This window comes from Perspicuibacillus lycopersici, from assembly GCF_025660475.1.
Classification (GTDB): domain Bacteria; phylum Bacillota; class Bacilli; order Bacillales; family Caldibacillaceae; genus Perspicuibacillus; species Perspicuibacillus lycopersici.
In genome coordinates this window covers 166,376-190,582 of the sequence record NZ_JAOUSF010000006.1, presented here as the reverse complement: position 1 = coordinate 190,582, position 24,207 = coordinate 166,376, and the positions used below count along the sequence as shown (strand labels likewise).

The 24,207-nt window shown below is 35.3% G+C and carries 17 protein-coding genes and 1 other annotated feature; of the genes, 4 read left to right on the top strand and 13 right to left on the bottom strand.

The genetic code is table 11. The features are described 5' to 3' along the window. Nucleotides 1-115: 115 nt before the first annotated feature. The 4 genes from OEV98_RS16565 to OEV98_RS16550 form a co-directional block, all read right to left on the bottom strand. Nucleotides 116-1,492, bottom strand: coding sequence for a UDP-N-acetylmuramoyl-tripeptide--D-alanyl-D-alanine ligase (locus tag OEV98_RS16565; RefSeq protein WP_263074465.1), 1,377 nt, complete (start codon nt 1,490-1,492; stop codon nt 116-118). A 300-nt stretch (nt 1,493-1,792) separates the two neighbouring features. Beyond that, on the bottom strand, nt 1,793-2,875 hold the full coding sequence (locus OEV98_RS16560) for a D-alanine--D-alanine ligase (RefSeq protein ID WP_263074464.1): 1,083 nt from the start codon (nt 2,873-2,875) through the stop codon (nt 1,793-1,795). A gap of 347 nt (nt 2,876-3,222) precedes the next feature. Next, nucleotides 3,223-4,374, bottom strand: coding sequence for a glycerate kinase (locus OEV98_RS16555; protein ID WP_263074463.1), 1,152 nt, complete (start codon nt 4,372-4,374; stop codon nt 3,223-3,225). A gap of 215 nt (nt 4,375-4,589) precedes the next feature. Beyond that, nucleotides 4,590-5,381, bottom strand: a complete 792-nt coding sequence (locus OEV98_RS16550) for a hypothetical protein (RefSeq protein ID WP_263074462.1) — start codon at nt 5,379-5,381, stop codon at nt 4,590-4,592. A gap of 578 nt (nt 5,382-5,959) precedes the next feature. On the opposite strand from OEV98_RS16550, the gene mgtE reads away from it, so the two are divergent. The 4 genes from mgtE to argS all read left to right on the top strand — a co-directional run bounded on the left by mgtE (nt 5,960) and on the right by argS (nt 12,988). Then, nucleotides 5,960-7,321 (top strand): magnesium transporter, encoded by a 1,362-nt coding sequence (gene mgtE / locus OEV98_RS16545; RefSeq protein WP_263074461.1) that lies wholly within the window; start codon nt 5,960-5,962, stop codon nt 7,319-7,321. Nucleotides 7,322-7,897: 576 nt separating this feature from the next. Next, the gene (locus OEV98_RS16540) at nt 7,898-9,256 is read left to right on the top strand and encodes a hemolysin family protein (protein WP_263074460.1); all 1,359 of its coding nucleotides are present in this window, start codon (nt 7,898-7,900) and stop codon (nt 9,254-9,256) included. A gap of 391 nt (nt 9,257-9,647) precedes the next feature. Next, nucleotides 9,648-10,814 (top strand): FtsW/RodA/SpoVE family cell cycle protein, encoded by a 1,167-nt coding sequence (locus tag OEV98_RS16535; protein WP_263074459.1) that lies wholly within the window; start codon nt 9,648-9,650, stop codon nt 10,812-10,814. Nucleotides 10,815-10,963: 149 nt separating this feature from the next. Further along, nucleotides 10,964-11,227 (top strand) — a binding site (T-box leader). A 57-nt stretch (nt 11,228-11,284) separates the two neighbouring features. Next, nucleotides 11,285-12,988 (top strand): arginine--tRNA ligase, encoded by a 1,704-nt coding sequence (gene argS, locus OEV98_RS16530; RefSeq protein ID WP_263074458.1) that lies wholly within the window; start codon nt 11,285-11,287, stop codon nt 12,986-12,988. A 67-nt stretch (nt 12,989-13,055) separates the two neighbouring features. Here the strand turns inward: argS and OEV98_RS16525 are convergent, their stop codons facing one another. The 9 genes from OEV98_RS16525 to galT form a co-directional block, all read right to left on the bottom strand. After that, nucleotides 13,056-15,077 carry a TRAP transporter permease gene (locus tag OEV98_RS16525; RefSeq protein ID WP_263074457.1) on the bottom strand — a complete coding sequence of 674 codons (2,022 nt, stop codon included), beginning with the start codon at nt 15,075-15,077 and terminating at the stop codon, nt 13,056-13,058. Further along, complete coding sequence (locus OEV98_RS16520; protein ID WP_263074456.1) at nt 15,055-15,606, bottom strand: DUF1850 domain-containing protein; 552 nt, start codon at nt 15,604-15,606, stop codon at nt 15,055-15,057. Before OEV98_RS16520 ends, OEV98_RS16525 begins: the two co-directional genes overlap by 23 nt. 153 nt (nt 15,607-15,759) lie before the next feature. Further along, on the bottom strand, nt 15,760-16,749 hold the full coding sequence (locus OEV98_RS16515; RefSeq protein WP_407676525.1) for a TAXI family TRAP transporter solute-binding subunit: 990 nt from the start codon (nt 16,747-16,749) through the stop codon (nt 15,760-15,762). Nucleotides 16,750-16,999: 250 nt separating this feature from the next. Further along, complete coding sequence (locus OEV98_RS16510) at nt 17,000-18,166, bottom strand: toxic anion resistance protein (protein ID WP_263074454.1); 1,167 nt, start codon at nt 18,164-18,166, stop codon at nt 17,000-17,002. A gap of 18 nt (nt 18,167-18,184) precedes the next feature. Then, the gene (locus tag OEV98_RS16505; RefSeq protein ID WP_263074453.1) at nt 18,185-18,811 is read right to left on the bottom strand and encodes a 5-bromo-4-chloroindolyl phosphate hydrolysis family protein; all 627 of its coding nucleotides are present in this window, start codon (nt 18,809-18,811) and stop codon (nt 18,185-18,187) included. 346 nt (nt 18,812-19,157) lie between these two features. Further along, entirely contained in the window at nt 19,158-20,165 is a 1,008-nt protein-coding gene (locus tag OEV98_RS16500) for a DUF1646 domain-containing protein (RefSeq protein WP_263074452.1), read from the bottom strand. 405 nt (nt 20,166-20,570) lie between these two features. Then, nucleotides 20,571-21,566 carry a LacI family DNA-binding transcriptional regulator gene (locus OEV98_RS16495; RefSeq protein WP_263074451.1) on the bottom strand — a complete coding sequence of 332 codons (996 nt, stop codon included), beginning with the start codon at nt 21,564-21,566 and terminating at the stop codon, nt 20,571-20,573. A gap of 37 nt (nt 21,567-21,603) precedes the next feature. After that, nucleotides 21,604-22,653 carry an aldose epimerase family protein gene (locus OEV98_RS16490; protein WP_263074450.1) on the bottom strand — a complete coding sequence of 350 codons (1,050 nt, stop codon included), beginning with the start codon at nt 22,651-22,653 and terminating at the stop codon, nt 21,604-21,606. A 9-nt stretch (nt 22,654-22,662) separates the two neighbouring features. After that, nucleotides 22,663-24,198, bottom strand: coding sequence for a UDP-glucose--hexose-1-phosphate uridylyltransferase (gene galT, locus OEV98_RS16485; protein WP_263074449.1), 1,536 nt, complete (start codon nt 24,196-24,198; stop codon nt 22,663-22,665). Nucleotides 24,199-24,207: the final 9 nt, after the last annotated feature.

Sequence of the window (24,207 nt, the reverse complement as noted above, 5' to 3'; positions counted from 1 at the left end):
CGAATTAGGCGAAATTAAACGAAAGGATATTGATAAACAATTGGTGTATTTGTATTTTCATGGAATATATTTCTTTTATTTCAAGGAACGATTGCTCTTCTTTTTCAAATAAAAGCTATTCTGTAATAGATTGAACCACTTCTTCTAGCTTCATCCCTCTTGATGCTTTAACAACCACTAAAGCATTATTTACCAAATGACTTTTCAGGTGGCTAATTAATTCATTTTTATTTTCAAAAGCAAATACTCTTGCGCTACCAAAGTTTTCTTCCGCAGCTTTTGCTATTAGCTTTCCTAACTCTCCATAAGTATAAACAAGGTCAATCGTTTCTGGATTTAAATAGCTTCCGATTTCCAAATGATATTCCGCTTCATTTGGTCCAAGCTCTAGCATATCACCAAGGACGACGATTTTTTTCGTATATCCTTCTAAACTAGATACTAATTCAATGACAGCCTTCATAGAAGTTGGACTTGCATTATAGGCATCATTTAAAACGTGCGAGCCGTTTATACCATCAGACATTTCCATTCTCATCGTTGTCAGCTTTAAATTAGCGAATGCTTTGTTCATTTGTTCAAATGGGACTCCCCATTCTGATGCAACAAGCATTGCAGCTAGTGCATTCATTACATTATATTCGCCTAACACTGGCATTTGGAAAATATCATTGGATTCGTTTATTTCAAATACAGATCCACTCTCTGTCATTTTTAAGGATGTAGGGTATACATCATTACTATCGTGCTTGCCGAACGTTCTTACTTTCCAGTTATTCGGAATATTTTTTAATGCATTTGTAATTAACGGTTCTTCACCCGGAAATACAAATAAGCCATTCGATTTTAAGCCATTTAATATTTCCATTTTGGCTTTGGCTATTCCTTCACGAGAACCTAGCTCCTGTAAGTGTGCATCACCAATATTTGTAATAACTGCTGCATCAGGATTTGCAATATTTGTTAATAAATCAATTTCACCAAAATGGTTCATTCCCATTTCTAATACAGCAACCTCTGTATCGTCTTCCAATCCTAAAATAGTTAAAGGTAATCCAAGATGATTATTGAAATTACCACTCGTTTTTTGAACTTTATACTTTAAGGATAATAATTCTGCCAACATATCCTTCGTAGTTGTTTTTCCATTACTTCCAGTTACTGCAACAACCTTTAAGGAAAGCTCTTTTCGATAGCTTTGTGCTAATTGCTGCATCGCTACTAAAGTATCCTCAACGATTAATAATGGTACGTTTTTCGGAGGATTAGGAACGTCTCTTTGCCACAGTGATACTGCAGCCCCTTGATTAAAGGCTAATTGTACGAATTCATGGCCATCACGTGTTTCCCCTTTTAACGGAATAAATAAATTCCCTTTTTCAATTGTTCGAGTGTTGAATGATACACCTGTAATCAATGTATCTGCAAATGACGCGCAATCATTTTGTACGTCAATCATGTTTATAAGTTCCATAACGGATCTTTTAATCAATGGAAATAACCTCCTTTTTTATTCATATGTATATACCCTTGTTTATTTTTTCATCGGCTGTTTTCGTAGTTGGTTGCTATTTGTAAACAGTACGCAGATGGAATACACTTCGTGCAGCCATTGGTATGGGGAAGGGTGGGACTTTAAACGTAAAATCAAGCAAGGGCTGGAATGCTGCCAACCCTTGCGAAAGTGAACGTGTTCGTATTAAATAACGCATAGACCAACGTATTGTTTGCCCTGCAATTAATGTTTGTTGTTATAATTAATACTACATACCGCTTGAAAAAATATAATTGTTTACACTGTATATCGGATTTTTTGTTTTTCGTTATAGCGTTCAAGTGCTAGCTGTACAAGACGATCAATTAGCGCAGGGTAATCGATTCCAGTATGCTTCCAAAGAAGTGGAAACATACTTACTGGAGTAAATCCTGGCATTGTATTTACTTCATTTATTAATACTTCTCCAGTACTTGTTAAGAAGAAGTCCGCACGAACCAATCCTGAACAATCTAATACTTTAAATGCTTTGGTTGCCATATTTTTTACAGTTTCATAAGTTTCCTCTGGAATATCCGCCGGAATGATTAACGCGGTATCACCATCTTCATATTTCGCTTTATAGTCGTAGAAATCTGTTTTTGGTACAATTTCTCCTACAACCGAGCATTCTGGGCGATCATTGCCTAGTACACCAATTTCGATTTCTCGTGCAACGACACCTTGTTCTACAATAATTTTGCGGTCAAATTGAAATGCTTCAACAAATGCTTGATTTAATTGTTCCCGATTATTACATTTGCTAATACCTACACTTGATCCTAAGTTCGCTGGCTTAACAAAGCATGGGTATCCAATTTCTTCTTCAACTTTACGATAGGCTTGTTCATGATTTTCTTCCCAATCATTGCGGATAAAGGATACATATGCTACTTGGTTTAAACCTGCTTGAGCGAATAATTGCTTCATTACTACTTTATCCATCCCAGCAGCAGAAGCTAATACACCATTTCCTACATATGGAAGGTTCAGTACTTCTAATAGACCTTGCACTGTACCATCTTCACCATTCGGTCCATGTAATAACGGAAAAATAACTGCTTTTTCTTCCGATTCCTTTGTTTTGACAAAAATTTCATTCGCACTTACTTGAAGCGCAGTATCATCAGAAGTATTTGCACCTATTTGTAATTCACTTAAATGTTTAACAGGACTTTCTAGTGCCTCACGTTGAACCCATTGACCTGCTTTTGTAATATATATAGGATTTACCTCGTATTTTTGAAAATCTAATGCCTGAATAACTGCTAACGCCGTTCGCATAGACACTTCATGTTCAGCGGATTTTCCGCCATATAGTAAATTAATTTTTGTTTTCATACAAACCTCCAACTTTTAAGGTTGTTCTTAAAGTATTTGTCATCTATTGTGTCATCGAAAAAAAGGCTGCTTTTTTTCTTCATCTATTTTACCACTAATTTTTCGACATTAAAGTATTTCTATTGTTTTTTCCTGTCTTTTTTATTATATGGGTGAGGTGCCTATTTTTGTACCTTGTATTAGAATCTTTAACTCTCTGATTACATAGCACAAAAATATATTGATAATAAAAAATGCATTATCTATAGTAATATAATAAGTTTACATAAAACAAAAAAGTTGACTTCCATGTTATAAAACATAGCAAAAGGTCAACTTTAACTGTCGTTATTCATTCGCTTCTCAGATTACCTACTAACGTTTAAAGTTCCTCCGATCTTTATCAGGCAAGCAATATTTCTAGCCAATCTCTCAATATTTTCCGCAGCATTCTCAAGTGATTCCGTTAATGTAACAATCCCTGGTACGATGCTAAATAATCCATCTATCCCATGCTCCAAAACAACCTCACTATCCTTTGCAACATTTCCTGCAATCGCTACTACTGGTATGCCAAATCGTTTTGCTGTTTCAGCTACCCCAATTGGTGTTTTTCCGTAAATGGTCTGACTATCGATTTTTCCTTCTCCAGTAATTACTAAATCTGCACCACGTAAACTCTCTTCTAGCTTCGTTGCAGCAAGCACAATTTGTATTCCACTATTAATCTCTGCATCAAGAAAGGCTATCAGACCACCACCTAAACCACCTGCTGCGCCTGCACCAGGAACTTCAGCTATCTGCTTTCCAAGTTTCCGTTCAATAATTTTTGCATAATGGGCTAAATTCTCGTCCAATTGCTGTACCATTTCCGATGTTGCACCTTTTTGTGGTCCAAAAATTGCAGATGCACCATGAGGACCAATTAACGGATTGGTAACATCACAGGCAACCTCCATTTTCACCTGTTGAAGTCGAGGATCTAATGAAGAAATATCAATCGTATGAAGCAGATTTAGACTCCCTCCACCTTCTCCAATCGAATTGCCCTCCACATCTAAAAGCCGAGCTCCTAACGCACTTACCATTCCCGCTCCGCCATCATTTGTAGCACTTCCCCCTAAGCCAATGATAATATGGTTAACCCCTTCCTCAAGTGCAGCTAAAATTAGTTCACCTGTTCCTCGAGAGGTTGTAAGCAATGGGTTCCTTTTCGACATTGGAACAAGATGCAACCCAGATGCAGCAGCCATTTCAATTACCGCTGTTTTGCTATCACCTAAAATGCCAAAAAAAGCTTTTACTGGTTCACCTAATGGTCCTGTAACTGTTTTGACGATAATCCGCCCATTTGTTGCATCCACAAGTGCCTGTACAGTTCCTTCCCCACCATCAGCCATTGGTACTTTGACAAACGATGCTTCTGGATACACTTTTTTAAATCCTTTTTCGATTGCTACTGCAACCTCAAGAGCAGTCAAACTTTCCTTAAATGAATCTGGGGCTATAACAATTTTCAATGAAAGCACTCCAATCCTATGTATTTTCAGCTTTTAATCGATCATCTATATTTATCAAAAACTCCTAAATTTGCAGAACATATTTATTCAATATAATTATAAGCGCTTTCTACAATTGCTTACATAGTTTAATAAAACAAAAAACACCAATAATTACTTTGGTGTTTTGTTCAAATGCACAATAATCAAATTTAAGTTTTTAATAAACCATCCCATTACCCGTTTTCTAATTTCTTTGTAAAGTCTATCGTCCAATCTCTTTGCTTTTTATCATAGGATAGATAGCCAGCAGGTGGTAATACTTGCTTTTCGTGATACACTTCCATCATCTCATCCATATCATAAAAATCTCCGACTACCCAAAATGGAATTTCTATTTGGTTCTTCATCAATCGGATGGAATGGAATGAAATCACTATTCCTTCGGTAAACTTGGAATTTAGTTGATGTAAAATAGATTGATCGACTGGGGGATAAAATTTCTTTTTACGAAAATTAATGATCGACTTATCAATCTTTCTATCGCTTAACTTTCCCGATATAACCGAACTTAACACGTCATAAAAATCAGCCCAATTGCGATAATAAATTTTATTCATCCACCCATCATTATCTGTCAAATAGGCAAATCGATTGTTGATGTTTTGAAAGAAAGGTAAGGATAAGTGCTTTTTCATATGTCCTAAATATAGAAGCTCTGCCAGTTCTTTATCCTCAATTGTATCTAAACTAAAAATATCCTCGAAATCTACCCAACAAAAACTTCTAAACTTGTTCACATCGTGATTCGAAGCCTTTAACAAATGATCTTTCGTAACATATGATAATTGGGTATGTAAATGAAATTCACTATCTTCATATTCATGCTTTAATAATAACAAGTTCGAAAGTGGATTTTTTAGTCCATCAATAAATTCATGAAACGTTATCCCGTAGGAAATCACATTATGATCATGGGTGTTCACTAATAAATAAACAATATCTCTACTGCTTTCATTCCTTGCCATCAACTCAGCTCCACTTCATTCCAATACAAATTCAAACGTATTTATAAATATAGACGGGATTATTATAAAAAAGTTTACCGATAGAATCATTAATTTTACCTTTTCATTCTCCGATTCGGCCCATCATCCCATATTACTAGTATTTTTACTAATTTTCACACAAGTTGTTTTTTATTATAAATGAATTTCTCATAAAATCGATAAAAATTTTCTTACTTATAGTACCATTTTTAAAATAAGACATACTATAATTTACGATAAGTGTAAATGAAATGTAACATACTTAATCTGTTTTCAAACTCCTTGTCATTGGACTTTTTTTATGTGAAAATGAGTTTATCTTTTCACAAACATAATGAGTATTAGCATTGACTTAAAAGAGAAACTCTATATTTTTAAGTCGTTTTCTAATTGTAGTTATTTCCTAAGATGAGAAATACTGAATAAACTGCTGAGCAGAATGAATACATGGAGACACGGAGAGTATTCATTTTGCAGACGATTACAATAAGCCACACAAACCCTCTTCATTTCCATTGTGCTACAGGAATTATTTTGCCAGAAAGGAGGAATTATCATTGAATCATTTATTATCTGATGATCAATTACCTCTAGTTGTTGTGAAATACCTTCGCGAAAACAAAAAACTAGAATTAGAAAAAATATTGGATGAACTTCAGCCATACGATATCGCCATTTTATATACAAATATTCCAGCAAAATTTAAAACACGGTTTTTACACCACCTTAACAATAATATTTTGGCTGATGTGGTACAAGAAGTAGAGGATACCGATCTCCAATTTGAAATTTTAAACAAATTAACATTGGACAAAAAAGGAGAAGTATTAAACATGATGGATAATGATGACTTAGCATCATTACTCCATGATCTATCTCCTGAAAAAACGTCCGCTCTACTAGCAGAAATGCAGCTTGAAGAGTCCACCATTGTACAAAATATCATGAAATATCCAGAAGAAACTGCTGGTCGTTTGATGACAAACCGCTTTGTATGGATCCGAAATTATTATACGATTCGAGATGCAGTTGATAAATTAAAAAATTTCGCTAACTACGCGGAAACAATCAACTATTTATACGTAGTAGATGAAAATCGTAAGCTTGTTGGAGTTGTATCCTATCGGGATCTTCTGTTAGCAGATGCCAGTCAACGGATTAATGACATTATGTTTGAACGGGTGATATCCGTATCAGATTATACCGACCAGGAGGAAGCCGCTCGTCTTTTGGAACGGTATGACTTCCTCGCTTTGCCGGTCGTTGATGAAAACAATATTCTGCTTGGAATTGTTACCTTCGATGATATGCTAGATGTTATTATTAAAGAAGCGAATGAAGATATTGAAAAGCTATCTGCATCAGGTAAAGCTATTGATTTTGATACAAAGGCAACTGTCGCAGCCTGGAGACGTCTCCCTTGGCTCGTCCTTCTTCTTATCATCGGCGTTTTATCTGGAAGCATCATCAGCTATTTCGAGGAAACATTGGATTTAGTAGTTGCACTCGCATTTTTTATGCCAATGATTTCTGGGATGACTGGGAATACGGGTACACAATCATTAGCAGTTGTCGTTCGTGGTTTAGCCGGTACAGATTTAGATAAGAAAGCCATCTATCGATTAATTGGGAGGGAATTTGTCGTTGGCCTCATTATAGGGATTACGTGCGGAATTTTGATTTCATTAATCGCCTATTTTTGGCAAGGAAATGTATACTTAGGATTAGTTGTCGGACTATCCCTTTTCCTCACGTTAATTATTGGAACATTAGCTGGTACGGTCATTCCTTTAATCCTTTATCGTTTAAAAATTGACCCGGCGATTGCTTCTGGACCATTAATTACGACATTAAATGATATTTTTTCGCTAATCACTTATTTCAGCATTGCGACCGTATTTTTACAAAAACTATTATAAATTGTTTTTGCGCTGTCCCATCCATACCTCTACCTTTAAACCGGTCGATGCGGTATGTACCATTGGGGCAGCTTTTTTATAATAATTATTCTTCTAAGTTATGGAACTGACTATAACAAGCATATATATTTTATGATTAGGTTTTTCCTAGCATTGTTATAAAATGAACAGATAAGTTGACATTGAATATTTTCAAAATTATAATAATAAGAAAGTTTTTTTCCGCTATTTCAAGCACAAATTCATGATGGTTTCCCGAAATCACATCACGCTCGCATCATTTTCAAATGCAATATTCCGTAAACAATTTATTTTTCTATAGATGGTTACTTAGCTAAAACACACCTATTCGGGTAGCCAATAGTCAAGAAACTTATGACAAAAGGGATTACAAAGCTCCCTTAGGCTATCATTCATTAACAAAAAGCAAGATTTATAGTAAAATATTTATCATAAGGAGGAATGAGCTTTCGTAATAACGCTATGATTCTCTCATAATTAATAAATGAATAAAAAAAATTGAATTCCTTTAGGAGGTGAACTCCCTACTCGTATATTTGCGAGAAGGGAAATTACTTGGACGACTTAGTTGGTCTGATTTATATTGCCATTTTAATTGCTTTAACTGCATTTTTCGTAGTGTCTGAGTTTGCGATTGTTAAGGTCCGCTCATCAAGAATCGATCAGTTAATTGAAGAAGGTAGAAGAAGTGCGATTGCAGCAAAGAAAGTAATTACCAACCTGGATGAATATTTATCTGCTTGTCAATTGGGGATTACTGTAACAGCATTAGGTATTGGGTGGATTGGTGAGTCAACGTTTGAGGGATTGCTTTCCGTACTATTTGTGAATATCGATATTCCAAGCTCGGTATCCCACGTTTTATCACTTGGTCTTGCTTTTATCATCATGACTTTCCTTCATGTAGTAGTTGGAGAATTAGCTCCAAAAACATTGGCGATTCAAAAAGCTGAGCAAGTAACATTATTGTTTTCTAGACCTTTAATATTATTCTACCGTATTATGTACCCGTTTATTTGGGTTTTAAACGGTTCCGCTCGACTCATCACGAAAGCAGTTGGTTTAAAGCCAGCATCCGAGAGTGAGAACGTTCATACGGAAGAAGAACTACGGATCATTTTAACGGATAGCTTTAAAAATGGTGAAATTAATCAATCAGAGTTTAAGTATGTGAATAATATTTTTGAATTTGATAATCGTATCGCAAAGGAAATTATGGTGCCTAGAACGGAAATCGTTAGTCTAGATATTAACGATTCGATTGAGTCACTATTAACGATTGCGCGAAACGAAAAATTTACAAGGTATCCGATTATTGATGGAGATAAGGACCATATTATTGGTTTAATTAATATAAAAGAAATTTTAACCGCTATTATATCTGGTCAGGATTTATCAAAACAAACGATTCAATCCTATATGAGGCCAATTATACGAGTAATTGATACGGTACCGATTCATGATTTACTATTAAAAATGCAAAAAGAACAAATCCATATGGCTATTCTGTTTGATGAATATGGTGGTACTAGTGGTCTCGTGACAGTTGAAGATATCGTAGAGGAAATTGTCGGAGAAATTCGCGACGAATTCGACTTAGATGAAATCCCATTAATTAGACAGCTTTCAGATAATCATTATATTTTTGATGCAAAAGTATTGGTAAGTGAAGTCAACGATTTACTTAACTTAAATATTAATGATGAGGATGTCGATACAATTGGTGGTTGGATCTTGACGGAAAATTTTGAGGCAAAACAAGGAGACACACTTTCCTATGAAGACTTCCAGTTTCATATTTTAGAAATGGAAGATCATCATATTAAATATGTTGAAGTGAAAAAGATCCAATTGGAGAATAACAACATTAAGCAGCCAATAAGCTTACGCGCTGCTAATTCAGAAGCAATCTAATAACTTACATCATGAGAAAAAAATCTCCCAACACGGGGGATTTTTCCTTTTTATACGTAAATATTAACTGTAGTTTCTTCTTAATTTGGAATGATACGTAATACATTTTATTCTATAGAATAAGCAGCACAGCAATATGCTATAAAACCGTTATATTTTTTTATAATATTCCTTTCATTATGCAATTTTTTCCTCTTCTATTTTCATTGTCACATCCTTCTTTCTTTGATAACATTATGACGGTAAACTATTTTTCGGTGATATAATTCTAATTCTATTTCACGGAAAGGAAATTATTTCAATTACTGCCATTCTTTATATTTGTCAAAGAATGATAAGCCACAATTAAACAAGTAAGTTGAGATACAAATTATTGAAAAGGTGACCTATCATGGAAAATCAAAAAAAAGTGCCTGATCGTTTTGATTGGACTTTAGCTTTTATTATATTTTTGCTATTTATCGTTAGCATCATTGCTATTTCAAGTGCACAAACCTCCGGACAATATGAAATTAACTTTGTTAAGATGCAAATATTTTGGTATGGAGTAGGTGCTTTCATCATTGCAGGCTCTCTACTTTTCGATCCAGATCAATATAAAAAATTAACCTGGATTTTATATGGATTTGGAATTTTCCTCTTAGTTGCACTAATATTCGCTCCTACGTCTATAGCAGAACCGAGAAATGGTGCGAAAAGTTGGTTTACTTTTGGTCCCGCTAGTATTCAACCATCCGAATTTATGAAAACCTTCTTGATTTTGGCTATTAGTCGGGTAATTGCCGACCACCATCAAAAGTTTTTAACGAAAACATTGAAAACAGATGGCTGGTTGTTATTAAAAATTGGGATTACTACACTTGTACCATTGGCGTTAATTTTAGAGCAGCCAGACTTAGGTACTGGCCTCGTAATCATTGCCATTACTGCTGGAATGGTTCTTGTTTCCGGTATTAGCTGGAAAATCATTTTACCTACCTTTAGTGTTGTCGCGATTCTTGGGGTCACCATCATTTCGATTATGATCTATTTCCCTGAATTTCTTAAAGATCATATCGACGTTTATCAATATGGACGGATTTACTCATGGCTAGATCCGTATAGTTATTCATCGAATGAAGGATACCATTTAATTTCTTCACTCCAAGCAATCGGATCCGGAGAAATTTTTGGGAAGGGCTATTTAGGAAAAGAAGTTTACGTAATGGAACGCCATACCGATTTCGTATTTAGTGTAATAGCAGAAGAATTTGGATTTATTGGCGCAAGTTTAGTGATTAGTTTATTCTTCTTGCTTATTTATCATTTAATAAAAATAGCACTGGAATCGAATACTCAATTTAATGCCTATATTTGTGCAGGGATTATTAGTATGACAACCTTCCACGTATTCCAAAATATCGGTATGACAATTCAAGTATTACCAATTACTGGTATTCCATTACCATTCATAAGCTACGGAGGAAGTTCCTTAATGGGTAATATGTTTGCAATGGGCGTAATATTTAGCATCCGCTTTTACCATAAGCGTTATATGTTTTCTACAGATAAAGAATAGAACGAACGGACAGCAAGCTTTCTTGTTGTCCGTTTCTTTTTGAGGTCTTTTAATAAATTTAGCTTGCTTTCATAAAAATATTGTATATAATAATTAAAAACAATGAACATAATCAAACGAATGAAAATTATTAAAAAAAAAAAATAATCGATATCTCGATGACGAAGAGAGTAGAGAAAGTGGCAATTCTAAGCGAGTTGGGGATGGTGTGAGCCCGATGAACCCTCTTTTTTGAAACGCACTTCTGAGAGACAAATCTGAAGGAGAATTTATGAAATTTATTGTTATTCTCTCTAGGGTTTGTCGTTATGCTACGTTATAAGCTAAAGGGAATAGTATTTAAATTCCACTACCTACGGAAGATTGATACTGTTAACAAGAGTGGTACCACGGGTTATTAGCTCGTCTCTATTTAGAGACGGGCTTTTTATTTTTTCTCAAAGTGGAATCCATATACTGGAGGAATGAATATGAATGTAAAAGAAGTATTTGCACAAGCAATTTATAAACAAACCGAAATTAGCTTAGAACAAATTTACCGATTAATCGAAGTTCCAAAACATCCTTCCTTAGGGGATCTCGCGTTTCCGTGTTTTTTATTGGCTAAGACATGGAAAAAGTCACCTGCTAGTATAGCAGAGCAAATCGCACAATCCATTACTGAAGATTGTTTTTCAAAAGTAGAAGCCAATGGTCCATATGTAAATGGCTTTATTCACCGGGAATCATTTACTATATCGGTACTGAATCAAATATTGTACGAAAGGGAAAATTACGGCACATTATCAGATGGGGCAGGAAAAACTATTGTTATCGATTTTTCCTCGCCAAATATTGCAAAGCCATTTTCCATGGGACATTTACGGTCTACCGTCATCGGGAATGCGTTAAGCAATATCGCGCAAAAATGTGGATACAACGCAGTTAAGATTAACCATTTAGGAGATTGGGGCACACAATTTGGGAAGCTAATGGCCGCTTTCAAGCATTGGGGAGACGAGGATAAAGTACGAAAACAGCCTATCGCTGAGCTATTCACCCTTTATACAAAATTTCATGAAGAGGCAGAAATTCATCCACAATTAATTGACGAAGGTCGACAATGGTTCAAAAAATTAGAGGATGGTGATTCCGAAGCCGTTTATTTATGGAAATGGTTCCGCGAAGAATCATTAAAAGAGTTTTCAAAAATCTATCAATTACTAAATATTTCCTTTGATTCCTTCGCAGGAGAAGCGTTCTATAATGACAAAATGGGGGAAACAATTGAAAAACTGCAGGGGCAAAATTTATTAGAAGTATCTGATGGAGCAGAAGTGGTCGATCTAACGGATGTAAGCTTACCCCCTTGCTTAATAAAAAAATCAGATGGCGCTACACTTTATGCTACACGTGACTTAACAGCTGCCCTGTATCGCCAAGAGCATTACCAATTTTCGAAAGCACTTTACGTCGTTGGTCACGAGCAAAGCGTTCATTTCCAGCAAGTTTTTGCAGTATTAGAGAAAATGGGCTATCCATGGGCAAAATCTATGATACATGTGCCGTTCGGACTTTATTTACAAAATGGTAAAAAAATGTCGACACGAAAAGGGAGAGTAATTTTACTCGAAAATGTTCTGCAAGAAACGATACGATTAGCAGAACAAAATATTGAACAAAAAAATCCTACACTAGAAAATAAAAAAGAAGTTGCAAAACAAGTTGGAGTAGGTGCGGTCATTTTTCATGACTTAAAAAATTATCGGATGAATAATATCGAATTTTCATTAGAACAGATGCTTACATTTGAAGGTGAAACTGGACCATATGTACAATATACATTTGCCAGAGCATGCTCGATTTTACAAAAAGGAAATTGGAATATAAATAGTAATTTCTCGTTAAAGAAATTGGCTACAAACGATGTAGTAAATGACGACAGTTGGGAGCTAATCAAGCTTCTCTTTAGCTTCTCCAATCAGGTCCAACAAGCGTTCATCCAGCTCGATCCATCGATTATTGCAAAATACACGGTCGATGTAGCAAAATGCTTTAATAAGTACTATAGCAAAGTAAAAATTCTTACAAACAATAACGGCCTACAGGAGCGACTCGCGCTTGTCTATGCTGTTACTGTTGTTTTAAAAAATGGGTTACAGCTTATCGGAGTAGATGCTCCTAAAAGCATGTAACTATTCGGTCTGAATTAACAAGGAATGGAGCCCCAAGTAAGTATACTCGTGCTCCATTCCATTATTGTTATGATAGACTTGTTTGTTGTGATTTATTCGGTGTAATATCCTGGTCATTGTTACGTTTCACAATCATTTGATAAACAATCATTGCAATAAATATCACTAAACCAATAATATCGGTCATTCCTTCTGGTATTACTAGCATAAAGCCAGCTACTAACGAAATAATTCTTTCTAACCAGTTAAGTTTCTTATACCAGAAGCCAATCATTCCTGCTCCAATGGCAATCATTCCTGTAATTGCCGTAAATAAAATCCATATGAGATTATAAACTGTTGCGTCAATCATTAACATCGCTGGATTAAAAATAAACATATACGGGATGATAAAGGCTGCTATTGCCAGTTTAGAGGCAGTAATCCCTGTTCGAATTGGTTCACCGCCAGATATACCAGAAGCTGCGAATGCTGCCAACGCAACTGGTGGTGTAATATCGGCAACAATACCGAAATAAAACACAAACATATGTGCAGCAAGAACAGGCACTGTAAATTCTAATGAATCATTTAACGCCATGATTGCTGGTAGCGCTATCGTTGATGTTATAATGTAATTTGCCGTTGTCGGTGATCCCATCCCTAAAATGATCGAAGTAATCATTGTAAAGAATAATGTTAATAATAGAATGGTAGTAGGGTTGTTCGCAATTGCATCCGCTATATCCACGACCCCATTCCCAAGCTTTAATCCTAATCCTGTTTTCGTTACCACGCCAACAATGATACCCGCACAAGCCGTGGCGGCAGCAACCCCTAAAGCAGTACGTGCACCATCAGTTAATGCTTCGATAAATTTTCTTGGGGTAATTCTTGTTTCCTTATTAAATAAGCTTACTAGAATCGTAATGACAATCCCATATAACGCAGTTCTCTCAATACTGTTTCCACTAAATAAGAAGTAAATAATTGCTACAATCGGTAGCAAAAGATATCCTTTTTTTAATACTTCCATTTTTTTCGGAATATCTTCTTTTGGCAAACCATGTAGCCCAAGCTTTTTCGCTTCTAAGTGTGTCATAATCCAAATTCCCGAGAAATATAAGATTGCTGGAATAGTAGCTGCCTTTGCAATTTCCCAATATGGTACACCGGCAAATTCAATCATTAAAAACGCTGCTGCCCCCATAATCGGTGGCATAATCTGTCCTCCTGTGGAAGAAGCCGCTTCTACAGCACCAGCAAAGTTTTTATTATAGCCTAGTCTTTTCATTAATGGAATTGTATAGGAGCCTGTTGTAACTGTATTTGCTACCGAGCTCCCCGAAATTGTTCCTTGTAATGCACTAGAAAAAATGGCAACTTTAGCAGGTCCACCTGTTCTACGCCCTGCTATCGCAATCGCCAAGTCGTTAAAATAGTTTCCTACTCCCGTTTTCACTAAAAATGCGCCAAATAGAAGAAATAAGAAAATATATGTTGAGGATACTTGTAATGGCGTCCCTAATATCCCATCCGTTGTAAAAAACATCGATTTAATAAGCTGATTGAAATTTAAGCCTCTATGTGCGAGTATCCCTGGCATATATGGACCAAATAATGCATACAACAGGAAGGCGACTGCAATAATCGTAATTGGTAACCCCACTGCACGTCTTGTCGCTTCTAAAACTAATAGTACGGCAATTGTTCCGATTATCACTTGTACTGAGGTTATTCTTCCAATCTGCTGTACTAACTCATCATAGAATACCGGCCAATACGCACAAGCTACGAAAGCTAAAATTGCGAGAATATAGTCATACCATGGGATTACGTTTTTTTTCTTTCCATTCCGTTTTGCTGGGAATAATAGAAAGATAAGAACTAGTGCAAATCCTAAATGGACCGTCCGTTGTATATATGCTGTATAGACCCTATAAGCACCTGTGTAAATTTGGAAAATAGAGAACGCTAATAGAATTAGTAAAATAACAATCGCTATTTTTCCTGTTACATTCCGAGTTGCAGCTTCTGAATCATATTGTTGAAGCAAGGCTTCCTGTTCTTTTGTGGATAATTTTTGTTCATTCGTTGATTGCTTCGTCATGAATTTTCACTCCTTTCAGCACTTGCCAAAGCGATAATCGCTTAATTTTCACTTTATACCACTCTCCTGGGATAAAATAATCATTAAACCAAACCATATGCTCCCCTTGTTTCCCCCAGACAAGTCGATGTTCGGAAACAACTTTCCCATTTCGAATATTCATCGAGTCAAATTTAGTATCAATACCTTTTATATGATATTTTCCATCCTCATATACAAAAGATTGTCCTTCCTCTGCATTGGATGGCATTCCTATTCCAAATTGCTCATACACCATTTCATATTGCTGAATCCGGTTGTCGTCGGTTACTTTATACTTTTCAATAACATCTGTAAGGTGGATCGAATGTTTAAAAATAATTTGGAATTTATCCCCTGCTTCTACTGGAAGATAGGCTGCAATATGCTTGGTATTTTGTTTATAAAACACTAGAGCTTTTTGGAAAGGTAAAAAAAATAATAGTAAAAGGAGCGCGAGGAAAAGTAAGATTATTAGTTGATTGGATTTCCTTGAAAGAATTCGTTTCATATGTAGTTCACCTAATTTTTTTCACTAAAAAAGTTGCTCATCCATTAATAATAAAGTGACCGGCAACAACAAATGCCTATAGATAGGTTTGGAGGCCGGCCAGTTTTTCCATTATTTCTTTTTGTGATTAAAAGTTATCCGTATTTTAATTACTTACTCCATAATTCCTTGCTCTTTATAATATTTTTCAGCACCTGGATGTAATTTCATGCCAATACCGTCTAAAGCAGATTCTAACGTAATATATTCTGCTTTTGCGTGTGTTAATGAATCGGCATTTTCAAAGATTGCCTTTGTAATATCATAGGCAACATCTTCCGATACACTATCACTAATAGCTAGCATCGCAAGCACTGCAACTGTAGATACATCCTCTTCCAACTGATATGTTCCTGCTGGTACAGTGTCCTCTGCATAGTAAGGATATTTTTCAATTAATGCTGCTATTTTATCCTGTTCTAATGGCACAATCTTCACTGGCGTTGTTGCAGCTAACCCTTCGATTGCACCAGTTGGAGCACCTGCTGTAATGAATGCTGCATCGATATTTCCATCTTGAATTCCACCCGTTGATTCATCAAAGTCAAGATTTTGTACATCAATGTCATCCATTGTCATACCATAAACCTCTAGTATTTGCTCGGCATTAACATACGTACCTGATGCTGGAGCACCAACTGAAACAGTTTTCCCCTTTAAATCTTCAACAGAATTAATATCGGAATCAGCAGCCGTAACAATTTGAATCGTTTCTGGATATAATGAAGCAAGTGCTAACACATTATCAACAGGTTTTCCTTCAAATGCATTAATACCCTCTACTGCATAAGCCATAACATCCGTTTGAACGAATCCTATTTCTGCATCGCCATCTCGAAGGGAGGCAACATTTTCAGCAGAAGCATTGGAAGCAACAGCATCTGTTTGAATTCCTGTTTCATCTGTAATAATTTGGGCAATTTCTCCACCGAGTGGATAATATGTACCACTTGTTCCACCTGTTACCATTTGTAAAAATTTCGGCTTGTCTCCATCGCCACCGCCATCTCCATCCCCATTACTGCTGTCTGATCCACACGCTGCTAAAGCAAGTGTTAATACCATCAAAATAGAAAGCAATAAAAGTGACTTGATTTTTTTCAAATAACCCATCCCCTTTGTATTTAATACAAATTTTATATTAACTTAAAATTTATTATATTGTCAAACTATTAAGTTTATAACAAAACTCCTTACATTTCATACTAGTATTTTCCATGAAATTTTGAAAGTTACTATGGGCTTGCAGAATAATAGCAGAAAAGTTTCTTAAGTATTACATTCTAAACGAGCGTATAGGAAATATATTCAAAAGAAAAAACAGTTTTCGTTGTTCGAAAACTGTTTTTTCCTGTTATCTGCGTATATCCAGTAATTTTTCTTTTAGTTGGTCTTCCATTGTTATTAGTTCCTGTTCAGCTTGGTATCGTTTTGCCCTACCTTCTGCTTGGATGCGTAATGTTTCTTCTAATGTAGTGATTAAGTTTTCTTGTGTTTTCTTTAATGTTTCGATATCCACAAGCCCTCTTTCATTTTCCTTAGCGGTTTCAATTGTATTTGTTTTTAACATTTCAGCATTCCGTAATAATAGGTCATTCGTTGTTTGGGAAACCTGCTTCTGTGCTGCTACTGCATTTCGCTGGCGAATTAATGTTAGTGCAATTGCTATTTGATTTTTCCAAAGCGGTATAGCAGTCATAATTGAAGATTGAATTTTTTCTACTAATTGCTGATTTGTATTTTGAATTAGACGGATTTGTGGAGCACTTTGGATTGTAATTTGTCGGCTCAGCTTCAAATCATGAACACGTTTTTCCAATCGTTCAGCAAATTGGACCATATCACTTACTTCTTGAAATACCATTTGATCCTGCGTTTCTTCTGCTTTTCTCTGTAATGCTGGTATCGTTTTTGTTTGTAATTCTTCTAATTTCAACTCTCCAGCCGCAATATAAATATTCAACGCCTGAAAATAATCTTTATTTTTTTCATATAACTGTTCCAACAATTTATTATCAGACATTAATGTATTCTTACAGTGATCCAGCTTGACCGTAATTCTATCGATTTGAGCTCCAGTTTTTTGATATTTTGAAAGGATTTCATTAATCGATTTTGACACTTTACCAAACATTCTGGATAGTAGTCCACGTTTTTCTGGCTGTAATTCCTCTGGATTAACCTGTTCTAACTTTTTCATGAGATCGGTAAGGATCTCCCCGATTTCCCCAACACTTTTATTTTTTACATGCTCTAGCATGGAGGATGAAAAATTAGTTAATTTCGCTTGTGCCTCTGTACCGTAAAGGACAATTGATTGTTGATTATAGGGATCAATTTGTGTGGCTAACTGAATTGCTCGCTTACGTCCCTCTTCTGGCAACGTATCCATTAGCTTTCTTGATTTCTCTTTATTATCAACCACTGGATTAGACTGTAGTATCATATCCTGACTACCGAATGGATTTGCTAACATCTCATCTAATTCAGTAGAGGCCTTTGTTTCATTTTGATTACTCATTACCATTACCTCCAAGCACTATTTATTGTTCCTTTTCTTTATGGATTGCTTTGCTACATCTAATTCAAATTGCAATGTATCAATATCATTTTCCAGCATACGGTATAAATCACCTTTAATCGTATCTGTAAGCTTTTTCATTGTTAACTGTGTATCTTTAATATATTCATGGAGCTCTGCAGTTTTTGCAGGTTGAGAAGCAAGAAATGCATTCTTTTCAGAGAGCTCGACTAAGGAATCGAGATGGTTATAAAAAAACTCCTCTGCCTGGAAAAATCGTCTCGGTTCTTTTTTAGTAATCGCGTATATTTTGTTAACAATACGCATCGTTTCAAAATTCTGCTTCGCATTTGTCAAGCTGCTAATTCGAAAGTAAGCCTTATGCAAACGTTGGATTTTTTCTTTTGCAGCCTTCAAATTTTCCCGTACCAATCTATATTCACTTCGCGTTAAACCGTTCCGTTTTATAAAACTTACATGTGTAATCGCTTTGATCACATAATAGATAATTGCTCCGCCAATTAGTGCAAATAGACATGACTCAAGATAGGGCTGATCATTTCCGAAAAAAGCAATCAGCCAAATTACAACCATTCCTATCGTGGCAACTATTGACCGTAAAACAAATTGAAGAAATCCTTTCACTTTACTCACTCCATATACATTCTAAAATAGATACTATCTATATCCATTATTATCCGATTTTTTCTCCTTCACTCCGCCGAGCATTGCTTTAATTCTTTTATCCTACGGTAATTTCCTGATAGTATATTTACGAAAAACATTTGAAAAAGTTTCAATGTATATTTTTTTAAAAATTCCATCAATATTTGTCTATCCTCATTTTAATCTACTTATCACGTAATTGCCAATAGGAAAGGACTGAATTTATCGCAAGTAGCACTTACTTTTTCAGTAGTAGTAAAAAAATAGGCTACATCATGAGGAATGCATTTTTCCCACGATATAGCCCATTACTCCTACATTGTAATTAAATAAATAAAAAAATGATAAAATACACAATTAAAATCGAAAAGCCAATAGGTAGTCCCTCTTTTGCCCATTCTTTACTTGTAATATTAAGCTTACCTGCAGAGATAATATTTGGAATGTTGCCAGGGATTAACATTCCACCACTTACTAATAAACCTAATAATACTGCTTTAACAGATTCCGGTGACATTGCCGGACTAATTTCTGCCGCCGCTAGCGTAGCATTATCCAATATGGCAGAAAGTATATTTACCCAATAAAGTAAATGAGAGCTTAAGCCAATTATATATTCGTTAATCAATGGCTCAAAGCCTGCGCCAAGAAGGGTTAATCCCATTACAAAAAAGTATATTTTTATTCCTCGAACAAATATATCATCATATGATTCTATATTATCTTCATTCGATAATCCGAATCCCCTCTCAGGTTTTACGAGAATCGCAGCTAATATTCCGAGCAGCACAACCCCTGGAATAATATAAGGACCAACTAATTGTAATAAATAGTAAAAGTCCTCATGCATTTTACTAATCGTAATAGTCGATAACGGTTCACCAATTGGTGTCAACGCAGCACCAAGACCGATGGAAAAACAGGCAATAACTACTAAGCGAATTTCGGATTTTTTGTCTAATGTTAATACACTAACGATTAATACAAGCACTAATGCAGCAATAATCGCCGTAATAAAGCTCGATACTAATCCAAGTACAATGACCATTAGTGCGATAAATAGCCGGAATGGCAGCATATTACTTATCGCACGAATTCCATTTTCTAATAACCTTCTAAACCATTTAAATAGCAAACCAGCAATTATCACTGCAACGGTAATTTTAATTGGATCTAACAAGGCTTGTACTAATAGTTCCCGGTTAAAAACACCACTTATAATAGCTGCCGCTAAACCCATCACAAATAAGAAAATTTCTAAATTATGTTCCACAAATTTAATAGTGAACGGTAAAAATAAAACAAGCAGAAGAATTATAAATAATCCTAGCATAACTACGAAACCTTCTCTCCAAGAAAATTAACGAATTCATTTTATCATATATTAAAATAATTATTCGTTATTTCATAAATTATACTCTTTTCTTTACGAATGGATTTAATGAAAGAATAATTAATGAGGAAAAAGTTCGAAGTGACAATACAACAAATGAAACAAGGGCTGTTTTTTCGCAACGATTAACGAATAACAGCCCAATACTTCCTTAGAATAAGTAAAAGATTCGATAGTTTCTATTAGAAAGGCTGTTTTCGTATAGATTGTTTCATTTTCTAGAAGGACTGCTGACTGAATACACTCCGCTTTCCTGCGGGAGCCTTCGTGTATTCAGTCTGCTAAAAGCGTTTCCTTTAATAAACCTATTTCATGAAATAACAACAATCCTTTAGAAAACAGCCATTAAAAACTACTATCACGTATTACTAATTCTGTACCAATATATATTTTTTTCGGAATGGTTCTTCCAGCAATTCTTTCAAGTAAAGTGTCTACTGCCGTTTCTCCCATTGCTTCCGTATGTACTCTTACTGTCGAAAGTGCTGGGAAGATGTGCTTGGAAACACTTATATCATTAATTCCTATCATATTTACTCGGCCAGGAACACTAATATTTTCCTCTAATAATGCTTTAATTGCACCGATTGCCAATAGATCATTTCCGGCAAAAAATGCGGTCGGAAGCTGATCTCCATGTTCATTAATTGCTTGCTTCATTAAGGAATAGCCATCATTGATTGTAAAGCTTCCAATGTAAACACTCGATTCATCATAAAGCGACTTTTCTTGTAAATAGCTTCGAAAGGTTTTTTCCCGAAGGTCCACAATGGTTGCCGATTGATCCTTATAGGTTTCTCTACCACCAATATAGCCGATTTTTGCATGACCTTTATTTAACAAATAATCGACTATTTTCATTGTTACTTTTTCGAAATCAATTACAACAGAATCATAAAAATCTTCCTTCGGATTACTATCTACGAACACTATATTTTCTGAAAAGGTGGTTAAATGATTGACCTGTGCCTCACTGAACTTTCCAATTGCAATAATTCCGTGGGGAGATTCCATCTTACTGTCATCAAGATGATCGTAAAAATACTTTGTCACTTCAATATTTTGTTGGCGGCATCTGTTTTCAATCCCATAACGTATTGATAAATAATATAGATCTTCTAGTTCTTCATTCTCCGTATACCAATGTACTACCGCAATTTTTGTCGAAAAAGATTCCCCTTTTTTTATTGATTTCTTTTTGTAGGATAATTCTTCGGCAACTTCAAATATACGTTTCCTTGTTTCATTTGACACAGAAAGCGATGTATCATAATTTAACACACGAGATACTGTTGCGATTGATACTCCTGCTTTTTCTGCAATATCTTTAATCGTTGTCATCCATTGAACCTCCCCTCTGGTAAAATAAGAACATTCATTACCGTACACCAAATGTATATTTTGTCACTGACTTGTATTCACTTGTTGGTTCCAACATGACAGAAGGGAAATTCGCATGATGGATAGCATCTGGTAGTCCTTGTGTTTCTAAACAAACTGCTAAATATTTTTTCGTTTGAACACCTTCACTTGTTGTAAACTCATCACTCATTTGATTAGATGTATATATTACAACACACGGCTGATTCGTTTCTACCGTTAATGTTCTTCCACTCGTTTCATCTAATAGAATGATTTCTTGCTGCTCATTTTCCGCCAATAGGAATGGATGATCATATCCATTACCTGCTAATCGGTTTTGTGGATGTTCGGAAAGCCTTCCATCATTTAGCTTGCGCCCATTTCGAAAATCAAATGCTGTTCCTTCTACTGAAAGCATTTTTCCAGTAGGTAAAAGCTGGTCATTTAATTCTAGAAATTGATCACTTTTAACCGTTAGTTCATGAGATAAAATATCGGCTTTCGCATTCCCTGATAAATTAAAAAACGAATGATTTGTTACATTAAGCAATGTTTTCTTATCGGTAGTGCCTTTGATAGTTTGGACCCATTCATTATCATTTGTTAATAAATAAGTAACAGATAATTTAACTGTACCTGGATAACCTTCTTCACCGTCTATACTACTATAAGAAAATTCAATTCCAACAGCATGATCGGCCTCGATTGGTTTTGCATGCCATATTTTTTCATTGAATCCACTAATGCCACCATGTAAATGGTTGTTACCCTCGTTTTTCGGAAGGAAGTATTGGTTATTGTCTATTTCAAATTGTGCATTGGCAATTCTTCCAGCAACTCGTCCGACAATCGCACCAAAAAAGGTTTTATTCTCCAAATATTCTTCTACCGTTTTATACCCTAGCACGACATTTTCCAGGTTGCCATTAGAATCAGGTGTTTTAATTTCCGTAACAATACAACCTAAGTTAATACATGTTAATTGCATACCATTGTTATTTTCAAGAGTAAACGAATAAATTTTTTCCCCATTAATGATGCCAAATTCCTTAGTAACTATATTCATAGAAGAACCTCACTTCTTTCTATAATAATTATTGTTCAAATGGTGGATAAAAGCTTGCAATGCTTGCTTTCCTTTTGCATCTCTTTTAAAGACGCTAGCATCAAGAAGCACCCGCAAAAATATCTTTCCTACTTCGTCCTTAACAATATCGGAAACATTCTGTTCGGTTAACTGTGATGCATACTGTAGCTTTAATTTTTCTGCCCATGGTAAATGATATTCTTTTAGCTTATTTGGTTGTTCAAGTATATATTTTTCCACTTCTACTAATTCTTCTTTTAATCTAGCTGGTAATACCGCTAGACCCATTACTTCTATTAAACCAATATTCTCTTTTTTAATATGATGAACATCGGCGTGTGGGTGAAATATTCCTAGTGGATGTTCTTCGTTCGTCCGATTATTCCGCAAAACTAAATCCATTTCATATTTACCATTTTTTATTCTAGCAATAGGAGTTATTGTGTTATGCGGTGTATCATTCGTAAATGCTAGAACATTTACTTGCTCATCACTATAATTCTTCCATTTTCCTAAAATATAATTGGCAGCATCGATGATTTCTTCCTTCTGATTTGCCCGTAAGCGAATGACGGTCATTGGCCATTTTACAATAGAGCATTCCACTTCTGAATAGCGGTTTAAAGTAAAGGAATAATCGGATGTTGCTTTAGCCATCGGGAAATCATAACAACCACCTTGATAATGATCATGAGATAAAATCGAACCGCCAACAATCGGTAAATCCGCATTAGACCCAAGGAAATAATGTGGGAACCTTTCGACAAACAGTAACAAATTACGAAATGTTTCCCGGGAAATTTGCATATTTCGATGGTTTTCCGACAATAAAATACAATGCTCATTGTAGTATACATATGGTGAATACTGCAGGAACCAGTTTTCCCCTTTAAGCGGAATTCGAATCATTCGATGATTGGATCTTGCTGCATAGCCAAGTCTTCCTGCATAGCCTTCATTTTCAACACAGAGCACACAGGTTGGATATCCTGATTGTTTCGGACTGTTTTTTTCTTTTTCGATTTGCTTTGGATCCTTTTCTGGCTTGGAAAGGTTCACCGTTATGTCTAATTCCCCAAACTCCGTTGGAACCTTATACTTTATATTTTTCCGAATACGCTTCATCTGGATATAATTGCTATTTTTACTTAATGAATAAAAATAATTGGTAGCCGCAGATGGCGATTCTTTGTATTTTTGACGGAATATTTCATTAATTTCAGATGGTCGAGCAATAAAGCAGTTCATAATTTTTGCTGAGAAGATTTCTTTGGAATCAAAGAAATCTTCTATTATATTGTGTTGACAAGCATATTCCACTAGTTGTTCGACTAGCTCTGGAATCACCAATTCATCCATCACATTCACTGCTTGGGAATCTGTTAGTGGCTGTTCTAATGAAAATGTATCTAATTGCAATAATGCTAACAATTGATTACGGACATATATTTTATCTTCTTTTTTTATTAACTGGCGTTTCTCTCCTTCATTAACAAGCTGTTGAACCAGTTCATAAATCCTCATGTTGTCACC

Coding starts and splice junctions, on each gene's coding strand:
- OEV98_RS16510 (WP_263074454.1), bottom strand. CDS start 18,166: ATGAGTAATCAAAATGAAACAAAGGCCTCTACTGAATTAGATGAGATG.
- OEV98_RS16520 (WP_263074456.1), bottom strand. CDS start 15,606: ATGAAACGAATTCTTTCAAGGAAATCCAATCAACTAATAATCTTACTT.
- OEV98_RS16560 (WP_263074464.1), bottom strand. CDS start 2,875: ATGAAAACAAAAATTAATTTACTATATGGCGGAAAATCCGCTGAACAT.
- OEV98_RS16495 (WP_263074451.1), bottom strand. CDS start 21,566: ATGACAACGATTAAAGATATTGCAGAAAAAGCAGGAGTATCAATCGCA.
- galT (WP_263074449.1), bottom strand. CDS start 24,198: ATGAGGATTTATGAACTGGTTCAACAGCTTGTTAATGAAGGAGAGAAA.
- OEV98_RS16550 (WP_263074462.1), bottom strand. CDS start 5,381: ATGGCAAGGAATGAAAGCAGTAGAGATATTGTTTATTTATTAGTGAAC.
- OEV98_RS16535 (WP_263074459.1), top strand. CDS start 9,648: ATGGAAAATCAAAAAAAAGTGCCTGATCGTTTTGATTGGACTTTAGCT.
- argS (WP_263074458.1), top strand. CDS start 11,285: ATGAATGTAAAAGAAGTATTTGCACAAGCAATTTATAAACAAACCGAA.
- OEV98_RS16490 (WP_263074450.1), bottom strand. CDS start 22,653: ATGAATATAGTTACTAAGGAATTTGGCATCATTAATGGGGAAAAAATT.
- OEV98_RS16525 (WP_263074457.1), bottom strand. CDS start 15,077: ATGACGAAGCAATCAACGAATGAACAAAAATTATCCACAAAAGAACAG.
- OEV98_RS16500 (WP_263074452.1), bottom strand. CDS start 20,165: ATGCTAGGATTATTTATAATTCTTCTGCTTGTTTTATTTTTACCGTTC.